Annotated in this window: 24 protein-coding genes; 8 read left to right on the top strand and 16 right to left on the bottom strand. The window is 68.3% G+C overall.

All coding sequences use genetic code 11. The features are described 5' to 3' along the window. Positions 1-54: 54 nt before the first annotated feature. On the top strand, positions 55-1482 hold the full coding sequence (locus tag AC37TH_RS01825) for an APC family permease (RefSeq protein WP_490762649.1): 1428 nt from the start codon (positions 55-57) through the stop codon (positions 1480-1482). On the opposite strand, the gene AC37TH_RS01820 is transcribed toward AC37TH_RS01825, so the two are convergent. The 6 genes from AC37TH_RS01820 to AC37TH_RS01795 all read right to left on the bottom strand — a co-directional run bounded on the left by AC37TH_RS01820 (position 1427) and on the right by AC37TH_RS01795 (position 7486). Further along, positions 1427-2362 (bottom strand): ABC transporter permease, encoded by a 936-nt coding sequence (locus AC37TH_RS01820; protein WP_490762648.1) that lies wholly within the window; start codon positions 2360-2362, stop codon positions 1427-1429. The two genes, AC37TH_RS01825 and AC37TH_RS01820, sit on opposite strands and share 56 nt — an antisense overlap. A gap of 7 nt (positions 2363-2369) precedes the next feature. Beyond that, positions 2370-3410, bottom strand: coding sequence for an aliphatic sulfonate ABC transporter substrate-binding protein (locus AC37TH_RS01815; protein WP_490762647.1), 1041 nt, complete (start codon positions 3408-3410; stop codon positions 2370-2372). A 43-nt stretch (positions 3411-3453) separates the two neighbouring features. Next, positions 3454-4320, bottom strand: coding sequence for an ABC transporter ATP-binding protein (locus AC37TH_RS01810; RefSeq protein ID WP_490762646.1), 867 nt, complete (start codon positions 4318-4320; stop codon positions 3454-3456). Positions 4321-4486: 166 nt separating this feature from the next. Next, a complete protein-coding gene (locus AC37TH_RS01805; RefSeq protein ID WP_490762645.1) occupies positions 4487-5131 on the bottom strand; it encodes an RNA polymerase sigma factor in 645 nt (214 codons plus the stop codon). 55 nt (positions 5132-5186) lie between these two features. Beyond that, complete coding sequence (locus AC37TH_RS01800; RefSeq protein ID WP_490762644.1) at positions 5187-6941, bottom strand: ATP-binding protein; 1755 nt, start codon at positions 6939-6941, stop codon at positions 5187-5189. After that, positions 6929-7486, bottom strand: a complete 558-nt coding sequence (locus tag AC37TH_RS01795; protein WP_490762643.1) for an AAA family ATPase — start codon at positions 7484-7486, stop codon at positions 6929-6931. The genes AC37TH_RS01800 and AC37TH_RS01795 overlap by 13 nt, the downstream gene beginning before the upstream one ends. A 277-nt stretch (positions 7487-7763) precedes the next feature. Here AC37TH_RS01795 and AC37TH_RS01790 point away from each other — a divergent pair, with 277 nt between their 5' ends. Genes AC37TH_RS01790 through AC37TH_RS01780 form a run of 3 tightly spaced genes read left to right on the top strand, consistent with a single transcriptional unit; the run spans position 7764 to position 8373 of the window. After that, the gene (locus tag AC37TH_RS01790) at positions 7764-8045 is read left to right on the top strand and encodes a ParB family protein (RefSeq protein WP_490762642.1); all 282 of its coding nucleotides are present in this window, start codon (positions 7764-7766) and stop codon (positions 8043-8045) included. Further along, the gene (locus tag AC37TH_RS01785; protein ID WP_490762641.1) at positions 8042-8215 is read left to right on the top strand and encodes a hypothetical protein; all 174 of its coding nucleotides are present in this window, start codon (positions 8042-8044) and stop codon (positions 8213-8215) included. Before AC37TH_RS01790 ends, AC37TH_RS01785 begins: the two co-directional genes overlap by 4 nt. Beyond that, on the top strand, positions 8215-8373 hold the full coding sequence (locus AC37TH_RS01780; RefSeq protein WP_490762640.1) for a hypothetical protein: 159 nt from the start codon (positions 8215-8217) through the stop codon (positions 8371-8373). Before AC37TH_RS01785 ends, AC37TH_RS01780 begins: the two co-directional genes overlap by 1 nt. Positions 8374-8376: 3 nt before the next feature. Here AC37TH_RS01780 and AC37TH_RS01775 read toward each other — a convergent pair whose 3' ends face one another. The 8 genes from AC37TH_RS01775 to AC37TH_RS01740 all read right to left on the bottom strand — a co-directional run bounded on the left by AC37TH_RS01775 (position 8377) and on the right by AC37TH_RS01740 (position 13896). After that, positions 8377-8874 carry a signal peptidase I gene (locus tag AC37TH_RS01775; protein WP_490762639.1) on the bottom strand — a complete coding sequence of 166 codons (498 nt, stop codon included), beginning with the start codon at positions 8872-8874 and terminating at the stop codon, positions 8377-8379. A gap of 31 nt (positions 8875-8905) precedes the next feature. Further along, positions 8906-9574, bottom strand: coding sequence for a hypothetical protein (locus AC37TH_RS01770; protein WP_490762638.1), 669 nt, complete (start codon positions 9572-9574; stop codon positions 8906-8908). Between the two features lies 1 nt (position 9575). Continuing rightward, a complete protein-coding gene (locus tag AC37TH_RS01765) occupies positions 9576-11051 on the bottom strand; it encodes an RCC1 domain-containing protein (RefSeq protein WP_490762637.1) in 1476 nt (491 codons plus the stop codon). Beyond that, positions 11048-11644 (bottom strand): LAVTG motif-containing sortase-dependent surface protein, encoded by a 597-nt coding sequence (locus AC37TH_RS01760; protein ID WP_490762636.1) that lies wholly within the window; start codon positions 11642-11644, stop codon positions 11048-11050. Before AC37TH_RS01760 ends, AC37TH_RS01765 begins: the two co-directional genes overlap by 4 nt. Further along, positions 11641-12276, bottom strand: coding sequence for a hypothetical protein (locus AC37TH_RS01755; RefSeq protein WP_490762635.1), 636 nt, complete (start codon positions 12274-12276; stop codon positions 11641-11643). The genes AC37TH_RS01760 and AC37TH_RS01755 overlap by 4 nt, the downstream gene beginning before the upstream one ends. Further along, positions 12273-12845: a hypothetical protein gene (locus AC37TH_RS01750; protein ID WP_490762634.1), complete on the bottom strand. Its 573-nt coding sequence runs from the start codon at positions 12843-12845 to the stop codon at positions 12273-12275. The genes AC37TH_RS01755 and AC37TH_RS01750 overlap by 4 nt, the downstream gene beginning before the upstream one ends. Before the next feature lie 23 nt (positions 12846-12868). Next, positions 12869-13525 (bottom strand): hypothetical protein, encoded by a 657-nt coding sequence (locus AC37TH_RS01745; protein WP_490762633.1) that lies wholly within the window; start codon positions 13523-13525, stop codon positions 12869-12871. A gap of 128 nt (positions 13526-13653) precedes the next feature. Further along, positions 13654-13896 (bottom strand): hypothetical protein, encoded by a 243-nt coding sequence (locus AC37TH_RS01740; RefSeq protein ID WP_490762632.1) that lies wholly within the window; start codon positions 13894-13896, stop codon positions 13654-13656. A 99-nt stretch (positions 13897-13995) separates the two neighbouring features. Between AC37TH_RS01740 and AC37TH_RS01735 the strand changes: the two genes are divergently transcribed. After that, positions 13996-14511, top strand: coding sequence for a DUF1990 domain-containing protein (locus AC37TH_RS01735; RefSeq protein WP_490762631.1), 516 nt, complete (start codon positions 13996-13998; stop codon positions 14509-14511). 29 nt (positions 14512-14540) lie between these two features. Here the strand turns inward: AC37TH_RS01735 and AC37TH_RS01730 are convergent, their stop codons facing one another. Further along, positions 14541-15386, bottom strand: coding sequence for an exodeoxyribonuclease III (locus tag AC37TH_RS01730; RefSeq protein WP_490762630.1), 846 nt, complete (start codon positions 15384-15386; stop codon positions 14541-14543). A 120-nt stretch (positions 15387-15506) separates the two neighbouring features. Between AC37TH_RS01730 and pyrE the strand changes: the two genes are divergently transcribed. Continuing rightward, entirely contained in the window at positions 15507-16055 is a 549-nt protein-coding gene (pyrE, locus tag AC37TH_RS01725) for an orotate phosphoribosyltransferase (RefSeq protein ID WP_490762629.1), read from the top strand. Beyond that, a complete protein-coding gene (locus AC37TH_RS01720) occupies positions 16055-18703 on the top strand; it encodes a hypothetical protein (protein ID WP_490762628.1) in 2649 nt (882 codons plus the stop codon). Before pyrE ends, AC37TH_RS01720 begins: the two co-directional genes overlap by 1 nt. Positions 18704-18784: 81 nt before the next feature. Here AC37TH_RS01720 and AC37TH_RS01715 read toward each other — a convergent pair whose 3' ends face one another. Beyond that, entirely contained in the window at positions 18785-19582 is a 798-nt protein-coding gene (locus AC37TH_RS01715; protein ID WP_490762627.1) for an HAD-IIA family hydrolase, read from the bottom strand. 140 nt (positions 19583-19722) lie between these two features. On the opposite strand from AC37TH_RS01715, the gene AC37TH_RS01710 reads away from it, so the two are divergent. Then, positions 19723-20394: a TrmH family RNA methyltransferase gene (locus AC37TH_RS01710; protein WP_490762626.1), complete on the top strand. Its 672-nt coding sequence runs from the start codon at positions 19723-19725 to the stop codon at positions 20392-20394. Positions 20395-20398 lie beyond the last annotated feature (4 nt).

Here is a 20398-nt window from a genome sequence, read left to right as displayed (position 1 = left end):
TCTGAGAACTTTCACATACAGTGGCTCTCACCCTCGACTGACAACGGAGCGATCGTGAGCAATCCATCCTGGACCCAGGTCATCAAGACCGCCGACACCGAACAGCCGGAGCTGAAACGGGCGCTCGGCCCTGGGCTACTGCTGCTCTTCATCGTCGGGGACATTCTCGGCACGGGCGTGTACGCCCTCACCGGCCAGGTCGCCGCTGAGGTGGGTGGCGCCGCCTGGCTGCCGTTCCTGCTCGCGTTCGCGGTCGCCACGGTCACGGCGTTCTCCTACCTCGAACTCGTGACGAAATATCCGCAGGCGGCTGGTGCTGCTCTCTACACGCACAAGGCGTTCGGCGTGCACTTCTTCACGTTCATCGTCTGCTTCATCGTGATGACGTCCGGCATCACGTCGGCGGCGACGGCATCCCGGGCGTTCGCCGTCAACTTGACGGTCGGCTTCGGCCTGCCGTCCGACAACACGGTCACACTGCTGATCGCTCTCGCGTTCATCGTGCTGATCATGCTCGTCAACCTGCGCGGCGTGACCGAGAGTGTCTGGCTGAACGTCGTGCTGACCATCGTCGAGCTGTCCGGGCTGCTGCTCGTCATCATGATCGGCCTGTGGGCGATGGCGGGAGGCAACGCGGACCTCTCCCGCGTCGTGGCGTTCGAGACGCCGGAGGACAAGAGCATCCTGCTGGCGGTGAGCACCGCGACATCGCTCGCGTTCTTCGCGATGGTTGGCTTCGAGGACTCGGTGAACATGGCGGAGGAGACGAAGAACCCGAGCAGGATCTTCCCGAAGATGATGCTCACCGGCCTCGGGATCACCGCTGTGATCTACGTACTCGTCTCGATCTGCGTCGTCGCGCTGGTGCCGATCGGCGAGCTGGCCGGCAGCGAGACGCCGCTCGTCACGGCGGTGCAGGCCGCGGCGCCGGACTTCCCGATCGCCGACCTGCTGCCGTTCATCTCGATGTTCGCCGTCGCGAACACGGCGCTCATCAACATGATGATGGCGAGCCGGTTGCTCTACGGCATGAGCAGGCAGGGCGTACTCCCCGGCTTCCTCTCGAAAGTGCAGCGGAAGCGTCGCACGCCGTGGGCGGCGATCCTGTTCACGAGCGCGCTCGCGCTCGGACTGATCGTCTACGTCTCCCTCGACCCGAAAGGGTCGATCGTCGCGCTGCTCGGCGGAACGACGTCGCTCCTGCTGCTCGCGGTGTTCGCCGTCGTCAACGTTGCCGTGCTCGTGCTGCGTCGGCAGCCGGTCGACCACAAGCACTTCCGTACGGGTCGCGTGCTGCCGATCATCGGAGCGGTCACCTGCCTCTACCTCGTCTTCCCATGGACCTCCGGCCGCCCAGGCGGTCAGTACGGCATCGCGCTCGTGCTCCTGGCGATCGGCGTGGTGCTCTGGGCCGTCGCCCGCGCGTTCACCCCCAGCGCCGGGCGGACCAGCGCTCGAAGAGGCCGAGCAGGGAGTCGCTGAGCTTGCCGAGGATGGCGAGCAGGATGATCGCCAGGAAGAGGCGGTCTGTGCGCCCGTTGTTGGCCGAGTCGTTCAGCATGTAGCCGAGGCCCATCGACGACGCGATGAGCTCCGCCGCGACGAGGAACAGCCACGACTGCGCGAGCGCGAGCCGCAGCCCGGAGATCACCGACGGCAGCACGAACGGCAGCTGCACGGTCGTGAACAGGCGCACCCCGCTCAGCCCGAAAGCGCGTCCGGCCTCGACGAGGTGGCGGTCGACGTGCTTGAGCGCGGCGGCGACGGTCGTGTATACGGGGAAGAACGCACCGATGGCGATCAGGATGACCTTGGATTCCTCGCCGATCTTGAACCACAGGATCAGCAGCGGAACCCAGGCAAGAGACGGCACCGCCCTGATGGCGCTGAGCGTCGAGCTGAAGAAGATGTCCCACAGCCTCGACAGCCCGACCAGCGCACCGAAAACCAGGCCGAGGAGCGCTCCGCAGGCGAACCCGATGAGCACGCGCTGCGTCGAGATCGCGATGTAGAGGCCGAGCAGGCCACGGTTGGCCAGGTCGACCGCCGCCTCCCACACCATGGCCGGCGATGGGAGCTGCGAGGAGTTGAACGCACCGGAGGTGGAGGCGATCTGCCAGGTCGCGAGCAGGATCAGCGGAAGCACGAAGCCTCCGACGACCCGGACGGACCGACGCGACAGGAACGGGACGCGCGCATCCGACTGCCCGATCGTGCGCCCACGGGCGCCTCGCCCTCGTTCGCCCGGCTCGTCGCCGCTGGAGCCTCCGGTGCGGGGGCCGCCGTCGCGGGCGACCGCCGTGCCGTACATGCTGACAGAGACGATGGCGCCGTCGCCCTCCGGTGCGTTCTGGTAACTCATGCGGTGTTTAGCCTCCGATGGCGCTCGGGTCGGCCTTCTTCGCGAAGGTCGGGTCGAGCAGCGTGTCGAGCGCCTTGTCGATGTCGGCCTGCGAGCGCACGTCGCCGGTCTGGACGAAGATCGGGCCGACCTTCTTCAGGACCTTGAGCTGCGCGTCGCCCGGGATGTTGGACACGTCGAGGTTGGTGCGCTCCGTGATGACGGTCGTCGCGACCGCCGGGTCGATCGAGGCGACGTCGGAGAGGATCGAGGCGGTCTCGGTCGGGTGCTTCAGCGCCCAGGCGCGGGCGTACTCGTAGGTGTTCACGACGGTCTGCGCCACGTCTGGCTTGTTCTTGACGAACGACTCCGTCGCGTTGAGGAAGCCGTAGGTGTTGAAGGCCACGTTGCGGTAGATCAGCTTGGCACCCGACTTCTCGGCGTTGGCCATGATCGGGTCGAGCCCGGCCCAGGCGTCGACCGAGCCGTTCTGCAGTGCCGACCAGCCGTCGGCGTGCTGCAGGTTCTGGATGGTCACGTCGTTGGCGGAGAGCCCGTTCGCCTCCAACGCCTGCAGGAGGAAGAAGTACGGGTCGGTGCCCTTGGTGGCGGCGACCTGCTTGCCCTTCAGGTCTTTGACCGAGGTGATCGTGGAGCCTTTGCCGACCACGATCGCAGACCACTCGGGCTGCGAGAAGATGTCGATGGTCTTGATGGCAGAGCCGTTGGAACGCGCGAGCAGGGCGGCGGAGCCCGCGGTGGAGCCGACGTCGATCGCACCGGAGCGGAGCGCCTCGTTGGCCTTGTTGGAGCCGGCCGACTGCACCCAGTTGACGGTGATGTCCTGCTTCTTGAGGGCCTTCTCGAGCCAGCCCTCCTTCTTGATCACCAGGCTGAGCGGGTTGTACGTCGCGAAGTCGATGTTGAGCGTTCCGCCCTTGGTGGTGCCGGACGTGCTCGCGGGGTCGGCGGCCGCCTGGCCTTCGCCGGCGACGCAGCCGGTGAGCATCAGGCTCGCGGCGGCGGCGATCGCGGCGACGGCGGTGACGATGGTGGATGTGCGGCGCATGATGCCTCTCAGGTTGTCGAACGGTGTGCTTCTGTGCTGTGGATCAGTACGGGAACGCGGGGATGGTGTTCGTCGACGGGATGCCGCGCGCCTGGCCGTGGCGGTCGATGCCTAGGCCGTGCAGCAGCTCCGCCCTGAGTTCGGCGAGTTCCGCTGAACCCCGGTCGCGCGGGCGGTTTCCCGGAACGGTGACGACCCGACGGATGGTCGCGCCCTCTCGTCCGTCTTCAGCGCCTAGCAGGATGATGCGGTCGGCGAGTTGGAGGGCCTCGTCGACGTCGTGGGTGACGAGGAGGATCGTGGTGGGGGCTGCGCCGTGCACGTCGAGGAGCAGATCCTGCATCTTCAGCCGGGTGAGCGCATCCAGTGCCCCGAACGGCTCGTCCAGCAGCAGCACCCCGGGATTGCGCGCGAGCGCCCTGGCGAGGGAGGCGCGCTGCGCCATGCCTCCCGACACCTCGCGCGGTCGCAGCCCTGCGGAAGCGGACAGCCCGACCAGATCGAGGAGCTGAGCGACGCGGTCGCGGCCGGCCGATCTGTCGATTCCGCGGGGGAGGCCGAGGGAGACGTTGTCGGCGATCGAGCGCCAGGGGAGCAGCCGGGGCTCCTGGAACCCGACGGCGCAGCGGGGGTCGATGCCGGCGACGGCCGTTCCGTCGATCAGGGCGGCGCCGGTGCTCGGGCTGTCGAGGCCTCCGGCGATGCGCAGCAGGGTGGACTTGCCGCAGCCGCTCGCGCCGAGGATCGCGACCACCTCGCCTGCCTGCACGGTCAGCGACACGTCCCGCAGCACGAGGCGCTGCTTCCCCGCCTTCGCTGTGCCGCCGCGTTCGCCCTTCACCCGCGGCGCGACGAAAGCGCGGGCGACGTCGACGAATTCGACGGGATAGGCGGACGGTGTGGACGGCATGGGCTCGCTCGACTCGAAACGATCACGGAACTGGTTCTCCGACGCTATCGGTCGCGCCGCGCCGACGCCGCGCCGCGTGAAACGCGGCGTAACGAAACCGTGCGGCCCGTTCGATTCCGCTGTATGGGAGACCTCTACGCCGGCGCTCCGAACCTCCGGCGGCTGCTCACGCGTCCTGTCCTGTCCGGTCCGCCTCCGTCGACGACCGCCAGGCTTTGCGCAGGCCCTGACGGGCGCGAAACGCCAGCATGGCTGCCGCCGAGGCCTTGATGGCGAAGATCTCGCCGATCTCCGCCGGGCTCAGGTCGTCCACCTCGCTGTACCAGAGCACCTTCCTCCAGCGTTCCGGCAGCGATCGGAACGCCTCGAATCCGGCGAGTCTGTCCAGCCGGTCGAGTCCGGCCGCGGTCTGCGGGAGCGCGTCGAGGTCTTCGAGGTCGTGGAGGGACAGCCGGGAGGCCTGTCTCGCCCATCCCACCGCGACGTTGCGCATGGTCACGATCAGGTAGGCGCGGAACGACAGGTCTGGGCCGCGCCCCACCTGAAGGGAGGAGAGCACCCTCGTGAACGCCTCGGAGGCGAGGTCGTCCGGGTCGAAGCTGGCGGTGATCCGTCTGGCCGCCGCGTGTGCGGCAGGGGAGTGTCGCTTCCAGAGCTCGGCGTACGACTGCTTGGCTCTGGCGCCTCCCGCGCGGACGAGCGCAATCAGCTGCTCGTCGTCGAGACCGTCGAGGCCGTCGACGCGAGAGCGCGTGTGCGCTTGGCCGGAGTACGGGCGCTCCGCGGGGCTGAGGGGGATCTCTCGGGTCATGGTCTGAGCATCAAACTCAGAGCCGAGAGGGGCGTAGTCATAAATGCCTAATCCGCTACCTCACTGCGTCATACCGCCCGCTCCTGAGGCGCCAGGCGACCACTTGGGTGCGGGAACTGAAACCGAGCTTCGCCAGGATGCGCTGAACATGGTTGTTCACCGTGCGCACCGAAAGCACGAGTCGGGCGGCGATCTGGCGGTCGGTCAGACCATCGGTGATGAGGTCGCACACCTCGGCCTCCCGTGCGCTCAGCTGACCGTCTCCGGAGTGACGCCTCGGTGGCGCCGGCTGGGGCGGGGGCTCACCGAGAGCCGTGCGGATGGCGTCGTCGACGGAGAGCCCGAGCCCTTTCGTGCGGCGCGCTTCGAGCAGTGCCGAACGGGTGGGCGAGCCGGTTGCGCCGTCATACGCGGAGACCGCGGTGGAGAACGGGCCGGGCTGGGGCAATTGCCCGGCTCCGCGCCAGGCTGCTTCCGCCACACCGAGGAACACGGGGCCGAGAGCAAGATCACCGGCGGAGAGGTCGGCGCGCCCGATCGCGTGCAGCGTGTGGGCGATGCCGAGAGGATTGGCCAGCTCCCGCTGCAGAACCAGCGAGCGCCGAGCGAGTGTCCGCGCCTGCGCGGCGTCGCCCCGCTGCAGGCTGATCGCCGACGCGTGGAGGAGCAGAGCTGCGCCTTCGTACCGCTCGCCGGTCGACGCGCCGACCTGCAGAACCTTCTCGCGGACGCTCACCGCCCGTTCCAGGCCGAGGCGGTCATACGTGAGAGCGAGACCGGCCAGGAAGAACGCTCCGTCTGCCGGTGAGCCCGGATACCGGTCGCCGGGGATAGGGTCGCCGCCAAGTGCGCGCTCGAAGAGACGGAGGGATTTCCGTGGGTCACGTTCCACAGTCGCGCGGGCGCCGTCGATGAAGGCGAGGGCGGAGCGATCGCCGAGTCGCGCGGCGATGGCGCGCGCCTCGTCGAAACGACTGGATGCGGCCGGCGCGCCTTGGAGGCCCGTGACCATCCCGTGGATCGCCGACCCGATAGCGCGCTCTGCCGTCAGGGCGCTCTCTGCGGCGAGAGCTCGTTCGAGGAGGCCGATGAATTCGGTGAGTCGTGTCTGCGTCCCCCACAGAATCCTCCACCCGGGGATCAGGATGGCCAGGGCCGACCCAGGGCCCCGTCTGTCCACGAGCGAGAACTCCACTGCCGCCGTGATGTCGGGGAGTTCGTCGGCGAACCGGCTCAGCCACGACGCCTGCCGTGCGCTGAGCCAGGTCTCGCTCGCTTCGATGAGCAGCTGCAGATACCAGTCGCGATGCCGCTGGCGCACCGCGTCGACGTCGTCGCGGTCGCCAAGCAGTTCACGGCCGAACCGTCTCGTCCCGTCCAGCATCGAATACCAGACCTGATCGTGCGACTCCACTCTGTCGACGATGGACTTCGACACGAGGGACTGCACCAGATCGAGGACGCCGACAGCGGACAGGCCGAGCGATTCGAGCACGGCGATTGTCGCATCCGGATGCCACCGTCCAGCGAATACGGACAGCAGCGCCCAGGCCTCTTGCTCGACAGGCGAGCACGTTTCGTAGCTCCAGCGCATCGATGCGCGCAGGCTGCGATGACGTTCGACGCCGTTCCTGTCCTGGCTGGTCAGCAGGTCCAGGTCGAGCCGCTCCAGGATGTCCCTCGCCGAGAGCACGACCCGGCGCCCGGCGGCGAGTTCGATGGCGAGAGGCACGCCGTCGAGGCGACGGCAGATGTCGGCGACGGACGTCAGATCCGGCCCACTGGTGTTGAGCGTGTCTAGATCGACCATCGAGCGATCGAAAACAGCTCGACCGACCCGGCCGCGAGCCGCTGCGGGTCGGCCGGGTCGTCGGCCGGAGGGGACAGCGGACGCACGATCTGGATGCGTTCCCCGGCTATCCGCAACGACTCCCGCGTCGTCGCGACGACCTTGACGCGGTCGCAGGCCTTGACGATCGCGAGTACGACTTCCGCGCACGCTCCCAGCACCCTGTCGCAGGTGTCGAGGATGATCAGCAGCTCAGCGTCCGCGAGGTGGGCGATGATCGTCGCGAGCGCGTCGGTCGAGTTCGAGGTCAGGCCGAGCGCATCCAGGATCGAGTGCAGCACGCCGGTCGCGTCGGTCGAATTGTCCAAGGCGACGAGGACGGCGCCGCCGGCGAACCTTCGCTTGACGTCGTGAGCGAGCCGGAGTGCGACGCGGGTCTTGCCGACGCCCCCTGTGCCGGTGAAGGTCAGGATGCGCGTCTCGCCCAGCGCGATGCGCGCAGCGGCCAGCTCCGTCTTTCTCCCGACGAGCCGGGTTGCCTCGGGAGGAAGGTCGCCTGACGTCATGATGCTCAGTTCTCGATCATGGTTCTCTCGGCGTCGGTCGTGCGCGGGAGCAGCCTCTGTGCTGGTTGGTTGGTCCAGTCAACCTCGGGATCGTTCCCGCCGATATCCACATTGCGTGCGCGCAGTATCCATTTCGCGCCAGCTTTCCCGAACGGGCCTTCCCTGGACAGAGCCCTTGGCGACCCGGAACGTGGCATCCCTCGGTGAGCCGCCGCGTTATCCCGCAGCTCCTTCGCGCTCTTAACCCACCGAACAGACCTCAAACGGCAGGAGACACATGACGATCGACGAGAGCGGGCTCATCGAACCATTGCGCACGTCCATGACGATCCGGCTGCGAGTGGCAGTGAAGAAGTGCGCAGAGACGGCCGTGCTCAGCACGGCAGGACACCTCGGCGGCTACGCATCGATGAACTCGCTCGTCGAAGCGGCGATCGAACGTGAGCTGGAGAGCCTGGCGACCCGGTTCAACGAAGGCGATCCGTTCCCGCCGAACGACGGCCGGTTCCGCAAGGGCCGTCCGGCCGGCACGACCACCAACGATGGAGACGACGCATGAGCAGCACTGATTCCGGTCGCACCGACCAACCCGAAGCGATCGCCGCACATTTCGAGAAGTCGATCAGCACGGTCACCGGGGAAGAGATCTTCCTCGAGTGCGAATGCCCGATCGGCGAAGACCACACCTACGCCGACTGGCTGGCCCACTTCACCAGGGCGGCGTTCTGATGCAGCGATTCGAAGCGGTCGTGGAGACCGACCAGCATCGCCGGTTCGTCGTCGAGGTCGAAGGAGCGGATGCTCTTGTCGTCACGGCGAAACTGCGCCGCGCGTTCGGCAGTGACGTCGTCGTGCTGGCCTTGAAAGAATCCCGCAGGCGCGTGTAGCGTTCAGGACTCCGTCACCTCGCTCGCGGCCGGGCGTCGCCTTCCGACGATCATGATCGCGATGAGCGCGAGAACATAGAGTCCGATCGCCGTCAACCCGAACGGCGTGCGCGCGGCCAGTGCGAGAGTGCCTACCCACGGGATGTGGAACAAGTACATCCCTGCCTGCGTCGTCGTGTACGGAAGAGGATCCTCGGTGGTGTTGGCGTCGCCTTTCAACCGGATCGTCGTCGTCGCTCCGGTGGTCTCCACGTTCACGACCCTGTGCGTGATGAGACCGGGCACGCCGTCCTGTCGCTGGGTGGTCACGATGTCGCCGACCTGAACCGTGCTCGCGGGAACCTCGTGCGCGAACACCATCGAACCGACGGGGAGCGTAGGCACCATCGACCCGGAGATGACCACCACAGGACGGATGCCGAGGAGGGCGCTCCCGGCGACGATGACGACGGCCACGACGCCGACGACCGCGGCCACCGTGAGCATGATCGAGCCGATCATGCCAAGCACTGTTTGCCTCGGGCGCGTCCGCCTACGGTGCCGTCGAGCCATCGAACACCACCTCCAGCGCTGAGGCTCCGCCGTTGTATGCGCTGGTCTCCGGTGTGTCCACGTAATAGAGGACCACTGTCAGGTCGCGCCTGCTGTCGGCTGCGCCCGCCACCCACTGGTCTCCGTCTGACAGCGGCGCGGCTGCGCGAGCACCCAGCCGACCGAGCGCTGCCGTCGCATCGGCGATCACCACGCCCTGCGACGGATCGGTCGCGCTGCCGCCGATCACCGGCTGGCCGGTGGCCGTGTCGATGGCCGTTATCCGGAGGAAGGGGGTGATGTTCGGCGCTGTGCCGGACTGACCGGTGCCCGCGGCATCCGAGGGGACGACCGACAGGGTGAGCGCGGCGGCGATGCCCGGTGAGTTGTTCGCGACCCCGATGACGACGGAGATGGACCGGCCGGGGACGAACGAGTCGTCTCCCGTCAGCGGAACGACGGCGGCCGAACCAGGGGCCGTGTGATGCACGGTGCCGTCTGGGTGGATCGTCAGGATGCCGAACGGCGCGTTCGATCCGATTCCAGCCGGGCCGAGGTTGAGCGACGCCCTGTCCGTCAGGGCGCTGACAGTGACTGTTGTTCCTGCGAGCGCGAGGGCGGTCGCGAGGACGACGCCGGTTGTCAGGGGCAGTGCTGTTCTGAGGCGCATGTCACACTCCCGGCGGAGTCATCGGGATGATGCCCTGAACGGCGTTGGACGCCGGCAGGGTTGGATACCACTGCCCCCTGATCGAGTTGTAGAGGTTGTTGTTGCCACCCTGTGTCCCGCCGCCCCAGGCCGTCAGTGTGCCGTCGGCCGTCAGCGCCGTTCCGGAGTACCCGAACCCCCCGAGGGCGGCGACCTGCCCGGAGAACGCGGTGATCGCGGTCGGGGTGACGAGGTTGGCCGTCGAGGCGGCGCCAGTGGCCGGGTCCGGCCCCCGGCCGAACGAGTATCGCCCGTAGATGTACACCGTGCCCGAGGTGCCGAGCACCTGGACGTAGTCGACGGTGACGACGACGGAAGCGACTGTGTCGCCGTTCGGGAGAGGGACGACCGCCGGGGTGGACGACTCCACTGCGCTCGCGTATGGGCGACCGGTGCCGTATTGGCTGCTCGCTCCCCAGGTCACGAGCTGGCCGTCCGATGTCACCAGCTGATTTCCGTAGTAGTGGCCGTTGAGGGTGCGGATCGAACAGCGATCGTCTGCCGAGCCCATGACGACGCCCACGGTGTCGCATCCACTTGTCGCGTATGCGGAGAGAGCCGTCGAGCGGGTGGGTGAATTCTGATTGGTGCCGATTCCGTCGCCGGAGGGATCGGAAGCGTAGTTGGAGCCGGCGTTCGCCCAGCCCCACCAGAACACCCCGGTCGTGGTGTCGCCGTCGGACGCATTGCCACGGATGGCCCAGCCGTTCCACATGCCGGACCCGATGCTGTGCACGCCGGACATGATGAGCGTCGGCGTCGCAGATGACGCCGACGCTGCGCCCTGTCCCGTCACCCCTCTGGCCTGCGGATACCCCCAGGTGTAGACGTCCCCCGTGTCGGTGAGCGCCATGTACACGGTGGCCGAAGAGGTGAGATCGACGACGGTGCCCGGGATGGAGACCAGTCCGGGCTGGGTGTACGGAGTCGGGGTCGCCGGGCGCCCCATCACGTTGAGGGCGTTGGTGCCTCCCCAGGTGTACACCTGGCCGTCGTCGGAGAGCGCGGCGAGACCGATGGTGTTGGCGTCGGTCGGGTAGTAGCCGTCGAGACTGGTGCCGGCGACCTTCACGATGTGACGGTGCCCCTGAGCGGCGTAGCCGTCGTTCGGGAGGATCACCGGGGTCGGTGTGGTGTTGACGTTGGCGACGTCCACGACGCCGGAGCCGGAGAGCCCGTTGCCGCGATAGCCCCACACCCACAGCGTGCCGTCGTTCTGGAGCCAGGTGATCGTGTTGGCGATCCTGGTCTGCGTCGGGAACATGCGTGCCGACTGCGTGGTGAGCGGCGAGTCCGTCTGCGACGTCTCTGCCGCCGACGTGTCCGTGTATGCGGCGGTGGTCGTCGGCGCGGCCGCTCCGAGCGAGGCGGCGAGCAGCCCGGTGGCGGTGAGGACGCCGAGGGAGGTTGCCAGGATGCGCGATCGGGTGATGCTCACTGCTGCTTCTTTCGCTTGCGTCTGGCCGCGATCAGGATGCCGCCTCCGGCGATCGCGGCGACGGCGACGGCGATGACTGCAGTCGCGATGGTCGATCCGGTGCCGGGGAGAGTGATCGGCGGCTGAGGCGATGGCGCCTCGATGGAGCTGAGCTGGAACACGATCGTGGCGCCGAGGCCCTGGAGATCGTCGCCCGCCTCCCGCGCCAGCGAGACGGTGCCACGAACGGTGAGAGCAGTCCCGGCCGCGATCGGGCCGACGTTCACCGGCGCACCGTCCAGCAGGTCTGCGACCGGTGTCTCGGGGATGACGATGCGGCCTGAGGAGAGGGAGACGGTCGTCGTCAGCAGGCCGCCGAACGCATCGACGGAGCCGCCAAGCGCTGTCACGCTGAGGTACGCATCCGTCGCTGATCCCCCTGGGTTCGCGACGCTGCTCGACCAGGACGACGAGTGGCCGGGTCCCGGCATGGCGACCTGAACGGTGGAGGTGGGCACGGCGTTCGCCTGACCGGCGGGGAGGAGTGCACCGCTCACGGCCAGCGTGGCCGCGATGCCGAAACCGGCAAGCCTGCCCATCGCGCGCCCGGTCACGAGGTGGCTCCGTCGAAGCGGAGTCCGAGTGCGAGCGACCGGTTGAAGACGTAGGCATTTCCGACCGCCATCGGCAGCTGTGTCGTGACCGTGATCGTCTTGGGGACGTTCGCTGCCCAGCCGCCGATGACGATGGCGGCGGCATTGACGTCCGCGGCGGTCTGCGCGGTGGAGACGGCTGTGCCGTCGACGCTGACCGTGTACAGCGCGACCGTGTACGGGTCGATGCCGGGGCCGGGGAATCCGGGGTCGCTCGTCCGGATGCCCTGGAAGGCGTTGTACAAAGACAGGTGCACCGGACCGGTCGCGGCGGTCGTTGTGACGACGCGAGTCTCGACGGTCGCGGTCGCCGTCGCATCGAGGGCGACTGTTGCCGCATTGGAGGTGTCGAGGATCAGCGCATCCGGGTCGCCCTGCACGACGGAGTCGTCCGGCGCGAGCTGCGCGATGTCGTACGACCCTCCGACGCTTCCGTTCGTGCCGAGGGCGCTGGCCGCTTGGTCGGTGAAGCTTGCCGAGGTGACGCCGACGGAGGCGATGGCCGCTACGGTCGCCGCGGTGAGGAGCGCGCCGATCACGACGGCCGGACGGATGCGATGGACGGCGCGTGCACGCGTGGCGTGTCTGGTCATTCGCTCACCCCGGTGAATCGGACGGTCACAGGCGTCCTCAGGCCTTCGAGCTCGTCCGTGGAGTCGGCGGGGAGGGAGATTGTCACGTCGAGCGTCCTGAACGCCCCGGACGGCGTCGGCCCGCTCAGCTCGATGGTCGCTGCCGTGGACGCGTCCACGTTGTTCGCGTAGACGTGCCCGGATTCGGCGATGGTGAATCGGAGCTGATCGAAGAGCGGGTTGGGGGTGGTGGGAGGCACCACGTGGAAGACGAGGAGTGCGCCGAGTCGCGGGCTGGCGTTCCGAACGGCGACGCGGGAGTGGATCGAGGTGCCCGGCCCGATCGTCGCGTCGCGGAGGACGACGACGATCGGGCTGGGACGACCCTGCTCCCACGACGCGGCGGACGGAATCCAGCCCGGCTCGTCGCTGCCTGTTGCCTGCAGGTCGAAGGTGTTCTCTGTGCCGTCGATCGCGACGGCCATCCGACCCCAGTCGACCGTGCTCGCGGCCGTGAGGCTGATCAGAGCGAAAGCTCCGACGCCGATGATCGAAGCGAACGCACGCAACGCGGTGGATCGCGTCGACATGCTGCACAGGTTCATGGGGCGAGTCAGACGGAGGTGCCGTTGAACTGCGCCTGGATGAATGCCTTGGAGCCGTTCAGCGAATTGTCGTCGAACGCCGCACCGGATTCCGCCTGGTCGAGAAGTCGCACCGTGATGGTCACGCTCGACTCTTCGCCGGCGGCGAGACCGTTGAGGGCGACCGCGTTCAGCTGGGCGTAAGTCAGGTCGGTGCCCGTGATGGCGGTTCCGTCGACCGAGGTCGCTGACTGGGAGTACGAGAACCGAAGGCTCGATAGGTAGTTCGGGTCGGTGACGTCGGCGCCGGCATCCGGAAGCTGCGCCAGGGAGAGCGTCAGGGTGGAGCCGAGCGAGGTGGACGCGTTGCGAACCGGGATGTCGACGCTGATCGGTGCGCTTCCGGGATAGAGCGTCTGCGCCCCGACGAGCTCGATCGGAGCGCCGGCGACCGTGTTGGCCTCTTGCCACTCACCGGGGAGCTGGGTGCCGGTGACGGGATCGGTGTCGACGACCTGGATGTTGTATTGGTCGGCGCCGATGCCGTTGGCACCGAGGTTGAGGTTGGCGAAGTCGGTGAAGGCGGCGGCGGTGATGCCTGCACCCACCGCGACGACGGCGCCGAGGGCGAGGAATGCCCGCTTGCGGCTCGAACGCCGGCGGGGCTGCGCATTCTCGTTGTTCATGCTGATCTCCTTGATGCGGGCAGACGTTGAGCCGTGGTTCCTCGGTTGAATCGCCACGCTGCCCTCAGACGAACATTGTCGCCTTGATTTGATGGTCACGCAATGCATTCTTTATTTCAGTGTAGGCCTCAGCTACTGAACAGCGACCAGTCCGAGATCGGGAGCACGATCCGGTCCGCGTCGATCTGCAGGAGCCACTGGCTGGAATTGTGCGCGACGTATTGGCCGCCGCGCACGTCGAAGGCCCAGCCTTGTCTGGTGCGTCGCCACGAGATGAGCGTGATCGTCTCCCCGGCCCTCAGGTGCGGGATTCCCAACCCGATCTGGTCGGTGCGCGCGGGGGAGGTATGAGGATTGGTGCTGTTGGCCATTCTCAAATACTGAACTAAAAGGGTTCAAAATACCAATATCAATGACGAGTCGATCTTTTGTGGATGGGTGCTTCTGTATCGGATTGCTACGCTCGTTGCGTGGGCGACGGAGAGCAGACACCGACGACGGCCCCCGAAATCGCGCTCTGGCCGCCCAGCGACCCCCGCTACCGGCGGTCGGAAGTGTCCGCCGCAATCGGCGTCGGCGACGCGGTGTGGCTGCGGGCGAGCGCCGACCTCCTCCGCTGGAGGGTGAAGACGGCGAGCGGATTCCTCGTCGGGTCCACCCCACGCGATGCGACGCCCCCGCCCGTTTCGCCGGGGGAGCGGCTGATCATCACGGCCACCGTGCTCGGCATCACGGTCACCGAGCCTGTCGAGGTCGTCCGAGTGGTCGACGACGCCGACCGGGTCGGGTTCGCCTACCGCACGCTCCCCGGGCATCCGGTGTCCGGGGAGGAGGCGTTCATCGTGGAGCGCCACGGCGACGCTGTGCGCATCGTGGTGCGATCACTGACTCGGCGTGCGCCGCAGCAGCCCTGGAAGGCGCTGTACCCGCTGCTGATGATCGCGCAGCGGATCGCCCGGCGCCGCTACCTGCGCGCGCTGCGCTGAGACCGGGCTTCCGGCTCCCAGAGCACGGACTACCCGAAGATCATCGGTCGATCGTCGTCGTCCTGCTCGACGCCGAGGTCGAGCTCGACGAGCACGGGCACATGGTCGCTCGGCGCCTCGCCTTTGCGCTCGTTGCGGTGGATGCTCGCCGACGTGACCAAGTCGGCGAAGGGCCGGGAGCCGAGGATGAAGTCGATCCGCATGCCCTCGTTGCGGGGGAACCGGAGCTGCTTGTAGTCCCAGTACGTGTAGCCCTCCGGCACCAGCGGCCGGACCACGTCGGTGAGTCCGATGGCCTCGAACGCAGTGAACGCGCTGCGCTCCGGCGGAGAAATGTGGGTGGAGACACCGGGGATGAGGCTCGGATCGCCGACATCGGAGTCGAGCGGGGCCACGTTCCAGTCGCCCATCAACGCGAGCGGCAGGTCGGGCTGCTCGGCGAGCCAGCGTTGCGTGTCGGCGGCGAGGGTGGCCAGCCAGTCCAGCTTGTAGTGGAAGTGCGGGTCGTCGAGCGCGCGGCCGTTCGGCACGTACAGGCTCCACACCCGGATGCCGCCGATGGTCGCACCGATGGCCCTGGCCTCTTTGGGCAGGTCGGGGCCTTCGTGACCCTTCAAGAAGCCGGGCATGTCCGGGAAGCCGATCTCGACATCCTCGATCGGGAGACGGCTCGCGATGGCGACGCCGTTCCACTGGTTGAGGCCGTGCAGGACGACCTCGTATCCGGCGTCCTCGAACTGCTGGAGGGGGAACTGTTCCGGCTTGCACTTGATCTCTTGCATGGCCAGCACATCCACGTCTTCGCGGACCATCCAGTCGACGGTACGGCCCACTCGGGTGCGGATCGAGTTCACATTCCAGGTCGCAACACGCATGGGTCGATCGTATCGGGCAGGGCCGACAGCGACGATCGGGCGGAGTCCTGTGGACAGCTCGCCTGGCGGACGGGCAGTGGGGGAGGCGTTTTCCCGCTCTTCCCCTCTAGAATCGGGGACGTGACCGACGTACGACAGCAGCTCATCGACTATATTTCGGCCGAAGCCGTGTTCCACGGAGACTTCACGCTCACGAGCGGCAAGAAGGCGACATACTACGTCGACCTGCGCAAGGTCAGCCTCGACCACCGTGTCGCACCTCTCATCGGCCAGGTGATGATCGACCTCATCGCGGAGGTTCCGGACGTTGTGGCCGTCGGCGGGATGACGATGGGTGCAGACCCGGTCGCCGCCGCGATCCTGCATCAGGGTGCGGCGCGCGGTCTCACCTACGATGCCTTCGTCGTCCGCAAGGAGCCGAAGGATCACGGCCGCGGCAAGCAGGTCGAAGGCCCCGACCTCGCCGGCAAGCGTGTGATCGTCCTCGAAGACACCTCCACGACGGGCGGCTCGCCGCTCAAGGCGATCGAGGCGCTCACGAAGGTGGGCGCGGAGGTCGTCGGCGTCGCCGTCGTCGTCGACCGCGACACCGGAGCCCGCGAGGTCATCGAGGCGGCCGGCTACCCGTACTTCGCCGCGATCGGCCTGAAGGACCTGGGGCTCGAGTAGTGACGGACGAACGCCACCCGGGCGACGGCGACGCCGAGGGCGACGAGCGCCCCGACGTGCCGGAGCCCGAGTTCGGCAGTTCGGACTGGCTTCTCCACCAGCTCACCGGCGGCCGGCGGGTCGCCCCGTCAGCTCCCGAGCCGCAAGAGCCGCAAGCGGCGACGGCAGAGACCGCCGAGCCGACGGATGGCGAAATCCCGGAGGCGGGAGCGGCCGAGCAGGCGGCCCCCGCTGCGGGTGTGACCGGTCAGGTGAACCCCGACACCGGTGCCAGGCACGCCGCCCCGGATGCGCCCCCGCCTGTCGATCACGGCGCGGCCGACCCCGCTCCCACGGTCGCGATGCCCGTCGTGCCGGAGACGCCGCTTTTCGTGCCGGAGACGCCGCCCGTCGACGACATCGATGAGCCCGGCCTACAGGTCGCGAACACCCAGGACACTTTCGAGCTCTTCCTCCACCCCACGGCCAACACGACCCAGGCCGAGTCGACGGCGGCGTTCGAGCCCGAGGAGCAGGCCGCCGCCCCGGCGGAGTCGGCGGAGGCCCAGCAGGGCTTCAGCTGGAACCTCACTCCCGGAGTCGGCACCGACCCTCTCGTCGATGCACCGATCGAGTCCGCCTCTGGCACGGTTTGGCATCTGGACGACACGAGCGCCGAGCACGTGGAACCGGCGCCCGCGCCGGAACCGGTGGCTCCCGTGGAGCCGGTCGAGCCGGTGGGTGCTTCTCCTGTTGCTGCTGTCGTTCCTCCAGTGATCCCCGTTCCGTCGTTCGATTCGTACGAGTCGACTTCGTCGCAAACGGGCGAACCGGCTGTCGCCGAACCCGCCACGCCTGCCACCACGGAGGCGGCCGCCGAGGCGATCAGCGGGCCGGCGCCCGAAGCGCCGCTGCCGGTGGAGGACCCCCGCGAACCAACGCCGCCGGACACCACCTCGTTCGAGCCGCCGAGCTTCTTCGAGGCTCTGCGTCTGCCGCAGCCTCCTGTCTGGAACATCGACACCGAACCGGCCGCCGACGTCGCCCCCAGCGAGCCGGAGCCGCCACTGTTCACGACGCCCGTCGCCGCTGCGCCTGTGCCTGCGCAGAGCGAGTCGACCGCCACTCCGGCGACGGTGACACCGCCGGTCGCCCAGGAACCGGCCGAGACGGATCAGGAACCCCTCGCAGCCGGCACCGAGGACGAGAGTCACGGACTCGCCGCGCTGCTCGGGTTCTTCGGCGACGACGACACCGAGGAGCCGGCCTCCACCAGTCGCTCGGTGATCGGGGACACAACGGGGATCATCCCCATCCTGCCGGGTGCCCTCACGCCGCCGGTGCTTCCTGCACCGCCGGAGCTTCCCCCACCGGATGCGTCTGCTCTGTTCGAGCCCGGGACCGCGTCGGAGCCCAGTTCGGCCGACGTTCCGACGACCAAACTCGACACCGCCGAGATCGCCGCGTTGCTGCGCGCACGGACAGGCGACCCGGACCCGGATGCCGAAAGCGCCGAAGCGCCGACTGGCTCCCTCCCTGCTGTCCCGCCTCCCGCGACAGTGCCGCCGATCGAGGAGGCGACCTTCCTTCTCGGGGCGCTGCCGTCGCCCGCCACGCAGCCGCTCGACGCCGAAAGCATCGGAGAGGCGAGCGAGCCGACGCCGTTCACCGGGTCGACCCTGGCAGCGGACGATGGCGCTCCATCGTCCACCTCCGCGGACGACGCGACGACCCAGACGGTGTGGACGCTCTCCGAAAGCGGCGACGCCGACCAGCCTGACCGGTCCGACGACGCCGACCAGCCCGGCGACACCGACTCTGAGCCCTCGGCCACGACCATCTTGTTCGCCGAACTCGCAACCCCGGCGACAGCGGAGACGATCGCGCTGACGCCGCCTGTCGCGCCTGCGTCCCCCGTGGCGCCGGCGTCAGCCACCGCGACTGCTCCCACAGCCGCGCAACCCGCCTCCCACGCCGCAGCGCTCTTCGCTGCACCGCCGGCCACCCCGACCACGCCGACCGCGCCGCCGGCCGGTCCCGCCACTCCGCCCAGCGGTCCGGGTGGCGGCGGGTCGCACCGCACGAACCGCATCTTGTATTGGGCCGCGGGCGGACTCGCCCTTCTCCTCGTGCTGATCGGCCTTTTCGCGCTCGGCACCCGCATCTCCCCGATCTTCGGGGCGGCTCAGCCTTCCGCCACGTCGTCCGCGAGTGCGAAGCCGTCAGCGACCCCCACCCCCACTCCGACGCCGACCGTCCAGGCCAAACCGGCCGGCCCGGTCGCGGCGGGGACGCACGCGTGGAACACGCTCGGCGGCGGGGAGTGCATCCAGCCGTACACGTCGCCATGGGCCGAGACGTTCGCCGTCGTCGACTGCGCTTCTCCGCACGCCGCGCAGCTGGTCTACACGAACCTGTTCTCGGCCGACATCAACGCGCCGTATCCGGGAGCGGACGCGCTCGCAGGGCAGATCAACGCGCTGTGCACCCGGCCGGGGATCGTCGATCTGGCTGCCGCCGCTGCGTATCCGAACCTGCAGTTGCAGGGCACCTTCCCCGCCACGGAGCAGCAGTGGAAGGACGGCCAGCGTTCGTACTACTGCTTCGCCAACCGGGCGGGCGGCGAGCCGCTGACTTCGTCGGTGGCAGGCCCGGGCCCGGCGGCGTAGCAACCACAAACGGACCCGCCGACGCGGCGGCCAGGGACGAACGCGCGAAGCGACGCCCCCGGACGAACCGTGCGAAGCGACTCAGAGGTCGGTCTCGTGCGGCTCTTTCGCGACCAGTTCGCTCACGCCGTTCAGGATCTCGTCCGGCCGGAACGGGTAGCGGTCGATCTCGCTCTGGTCGCTGATGCCGGTGAGCACCAGGATCGTGTGCAGTCCCGCCTCGATGCCGGCGACGATATCGGTGTCCATTCGGTCGCCGATCATGGCGGTGTTCTCCGAGTGGGCGCCGATGCGGTTCATGGCCGAGCGGAACATCATCGGGTTGGGCTTGCCGACCACATACGGTTCCATGCCGGTCGCTTTGGTGATCATGGCGGTGACCGCGCCCGTTGCGGGCAGCGGGCCGTCGGCGCTCGGGCCCGTCGCATCCGGGTTGGTCGCGATGAACCGCGCGCCCTTGCCGATGAGGCGGATGGCCTTGGTGATGGCGTCGAACGAGTATGAGCGGGTCTCGCCGACGACCACATAGTCCGGGTTGGTGTCGGTCATGATGAAGCCGGCCTCATGCAGGGCGGTCGTGATGCCGGCCTCGCCGATGACGTACGCGCTTCCGCCGGGGATCTGCGACTTGAGGAAGTCGGCCGTGGCGAGCGCCGACGTCCAGATCGACTCCTCCGGAACATCCAGACCGGATGCGCGGAGCCGGGCCGCGAGGTCGCGCGGCGTGAAGATGGAGTTGTTGGTGAGCACCAGGAACGGCGTGCCGTCATCCCGCCACTGCTGGATGAGCTGGGACGCCCCCGGCAGGGCGTGGTTCTCGTGCACGAGAACGCCGTCCATGTCGGTGAGCCAGCATTCGATCTCGTCGCGTCGCGCCACGCAATCCCCTTTCGACGTGCCCAGCTTATTCGCCGCATCCGACCCCCACGATCGAGCCCAGGCTTTTTCCCTGCAATTCGCGAGTTGAGCGGGAGAAAGCCGGGGCTCGATGGCGTCGGTGCGCAGGATACGGTTGGGGGGTGGAGGAGAGCGGAACGACGGCGGAGCCGGAAGCGAAAGCGGAGCAGGCCGGGACGGCGGAGTGGACGACGAACGGAGTCGGGCCGTGGGAAGGCGAGTTGCCGGAGGACGCGCACTACGATCCTGAGTTGCTGCAGCACGGCGACACCCGCAACGTCATCGACCGTTATCGGTACTGGCGGATGGACGCCATCGTCGCCGACCTCGACGAGCACCGGCACCCGTTCCATGTCGCCATCGAGAACTGGCAGCACGACATGAACATCGGGTCGATCGTGCGCAGCGCCAACGCGTTCGCCGCCGACACGGTCCACATCATCGGCCGCCGCCGCTGGAACAAGCGCGGCGCGATGGTCACCGACCGCTACCAGCACGTCTCGCACCACGAGGACGTCGCAGCGTTCGTCGCCTGGGCTCAGGATGAGGGCCTTCCGATCATCGCGATCGACAACGTTCCAGGGTCTGTCGTCATCGAGACGTTCGCGTTCCCGCGCGAGTGCGTGCTGCTGTTCGGTCAGGAGGGGCCGGGCCTGTCTCCGGAGGCGCTCGACGCGGCGGACGCGGTGGTGGAGATCTCGCAGTTCGGGTCGACCAGGTCGATCAACGCGTCGGCGGCCGCAGCCGTGGCGATGCACGCCTGGGTGCTGCAGCACGTGTCGTTCGCAGACTGAGTCT

This window comes from Leifsonia sp. McL0627, from assembly GCF_058244615.1.
The sequence above is the reverse complement of the archived record's forward strand: the minus strand, read 5'-3'. Positions and strand labels throughout refer to the sequence as shown.

Excerpts from the sequence above, each read along its gene's own strand:
- AC37TH_RS01750 (WP_490762634.1), bottom strand. The coding sequence starts at position 12,845 with ATGTCGACGCGATCCACCGCGTTGCGTGCGTTCGCTTCGATCATCGGC.
- AC37TH_RS01800 (WP_490762644.1), bottom strand. The coding sequence starts at position 6,941 with ATGGTCGATCTAGACACGCTCAACACCAGTGGGCCGGATCTGACGTCC.
- AC37TH_RS01810 (WP_490762646.1), bottom strand. The coding sequence starts at position 4,320 with ATGCCGTCCACACCGTCCGCCTATCCCGTCGAATTCGTCGACGTCGCC.
- AC37TH_RS01730 (WP_490762630.1), bottom strand. The coding sequence starts at position 15,386 with ATGCGTGTTGCGACCTGGAATGTGAACTCGATCCGCACCCGAGTGGGC.
- AC37TH_RS01820 (WP_490762648.1), bottom strand. The coding sequence starts at position 2,362 with ATGAGTTACCAGAACGCACCGGAGGGCGACGGCGCCATCGTCTCTGTC.
- AC37TH_RS01795 (WP_490762643.1), bottom strand. The coding sequence starts at position 7,486 with ATGACGTCAGGCGACCTTCCTCCCGAGGCAACCCGGCTCGTCGGGAGA.
- AC37TH_RS01745 (WP_490762633.1), bottom strand. The coding sequence starts at position 13,525 with ATGAACAACGAGAATGCGCAGCCCCGCCGGCGTTCGAGCCGCAAGCGG.
- AC37TH_RS01775 (WP_490762639.1), bottom strand. The coding sequence starts at position 8,874 with ATGATCGGCTCGATCATGCTCACGGTGGCCGCGGTCGTCGGCGTCGTG.
- AC37TH_RS01770 (WP_490762638.1), bottom strand. The coding sequence starts at position 9,574 with ATGCGCCTCAGAACAGCACTGCCCCTGACAACCGGCGTCGTCCTCGCG.
- AC37TH_RS01785 (WP_490762641.1), top strand. The coding sequence starts at position 8,042 with ATGAGCAGCACTGATTCCGGTCGCACCGACCAACCCGAAGCGATCGCC.
- AC37TH_RS01780 (WP_490762640.1), top strand. The coding sequence starts at position 8,215 with ATGCAGCGATTCGAAGCGGTCGTGGAGACCGACCAGCATCGCCGGTTC.
- AC37TH_RS01805 (WP_490762645.1), bottom strand. The coding sequence starts at position 5,131 with ATGACCCGAGAGATCCCCCTCAGCCCCGCGGAGCGCCCGTACTCCGGC.
- AC37TH_RS01740 (WP_490762632.1), bottom strand. The coding sequence starts at position 13,896 with ATGGCCAACAGCACCAATCCTCATACCTCCCCCGCGCGCACCGACCAG.
- AC37TH_RS01790 (WP_490762642.1), top strand. The coding sequence starts at position 7,764 with ATGACGATCGACGAGAGCGGGCTCATCGAACCATTGCGCACGTCCATG.
- AC37TH_RS01755 (WP_490762635.1), bottom strand. The coding sequence starts at position 12,276 with ATGACCAGACACGCCACGCGTGCACGCGCCGTCCATCGCATCCGTCCG.
- AC37TH_RS01815 (WP_490762647.1), bottom strand. The coding sequence starts at position 3,410 with ATGCGCCGCACATCCACCATCGTCACCGCCGTCGCCGCGATCGCCGCC.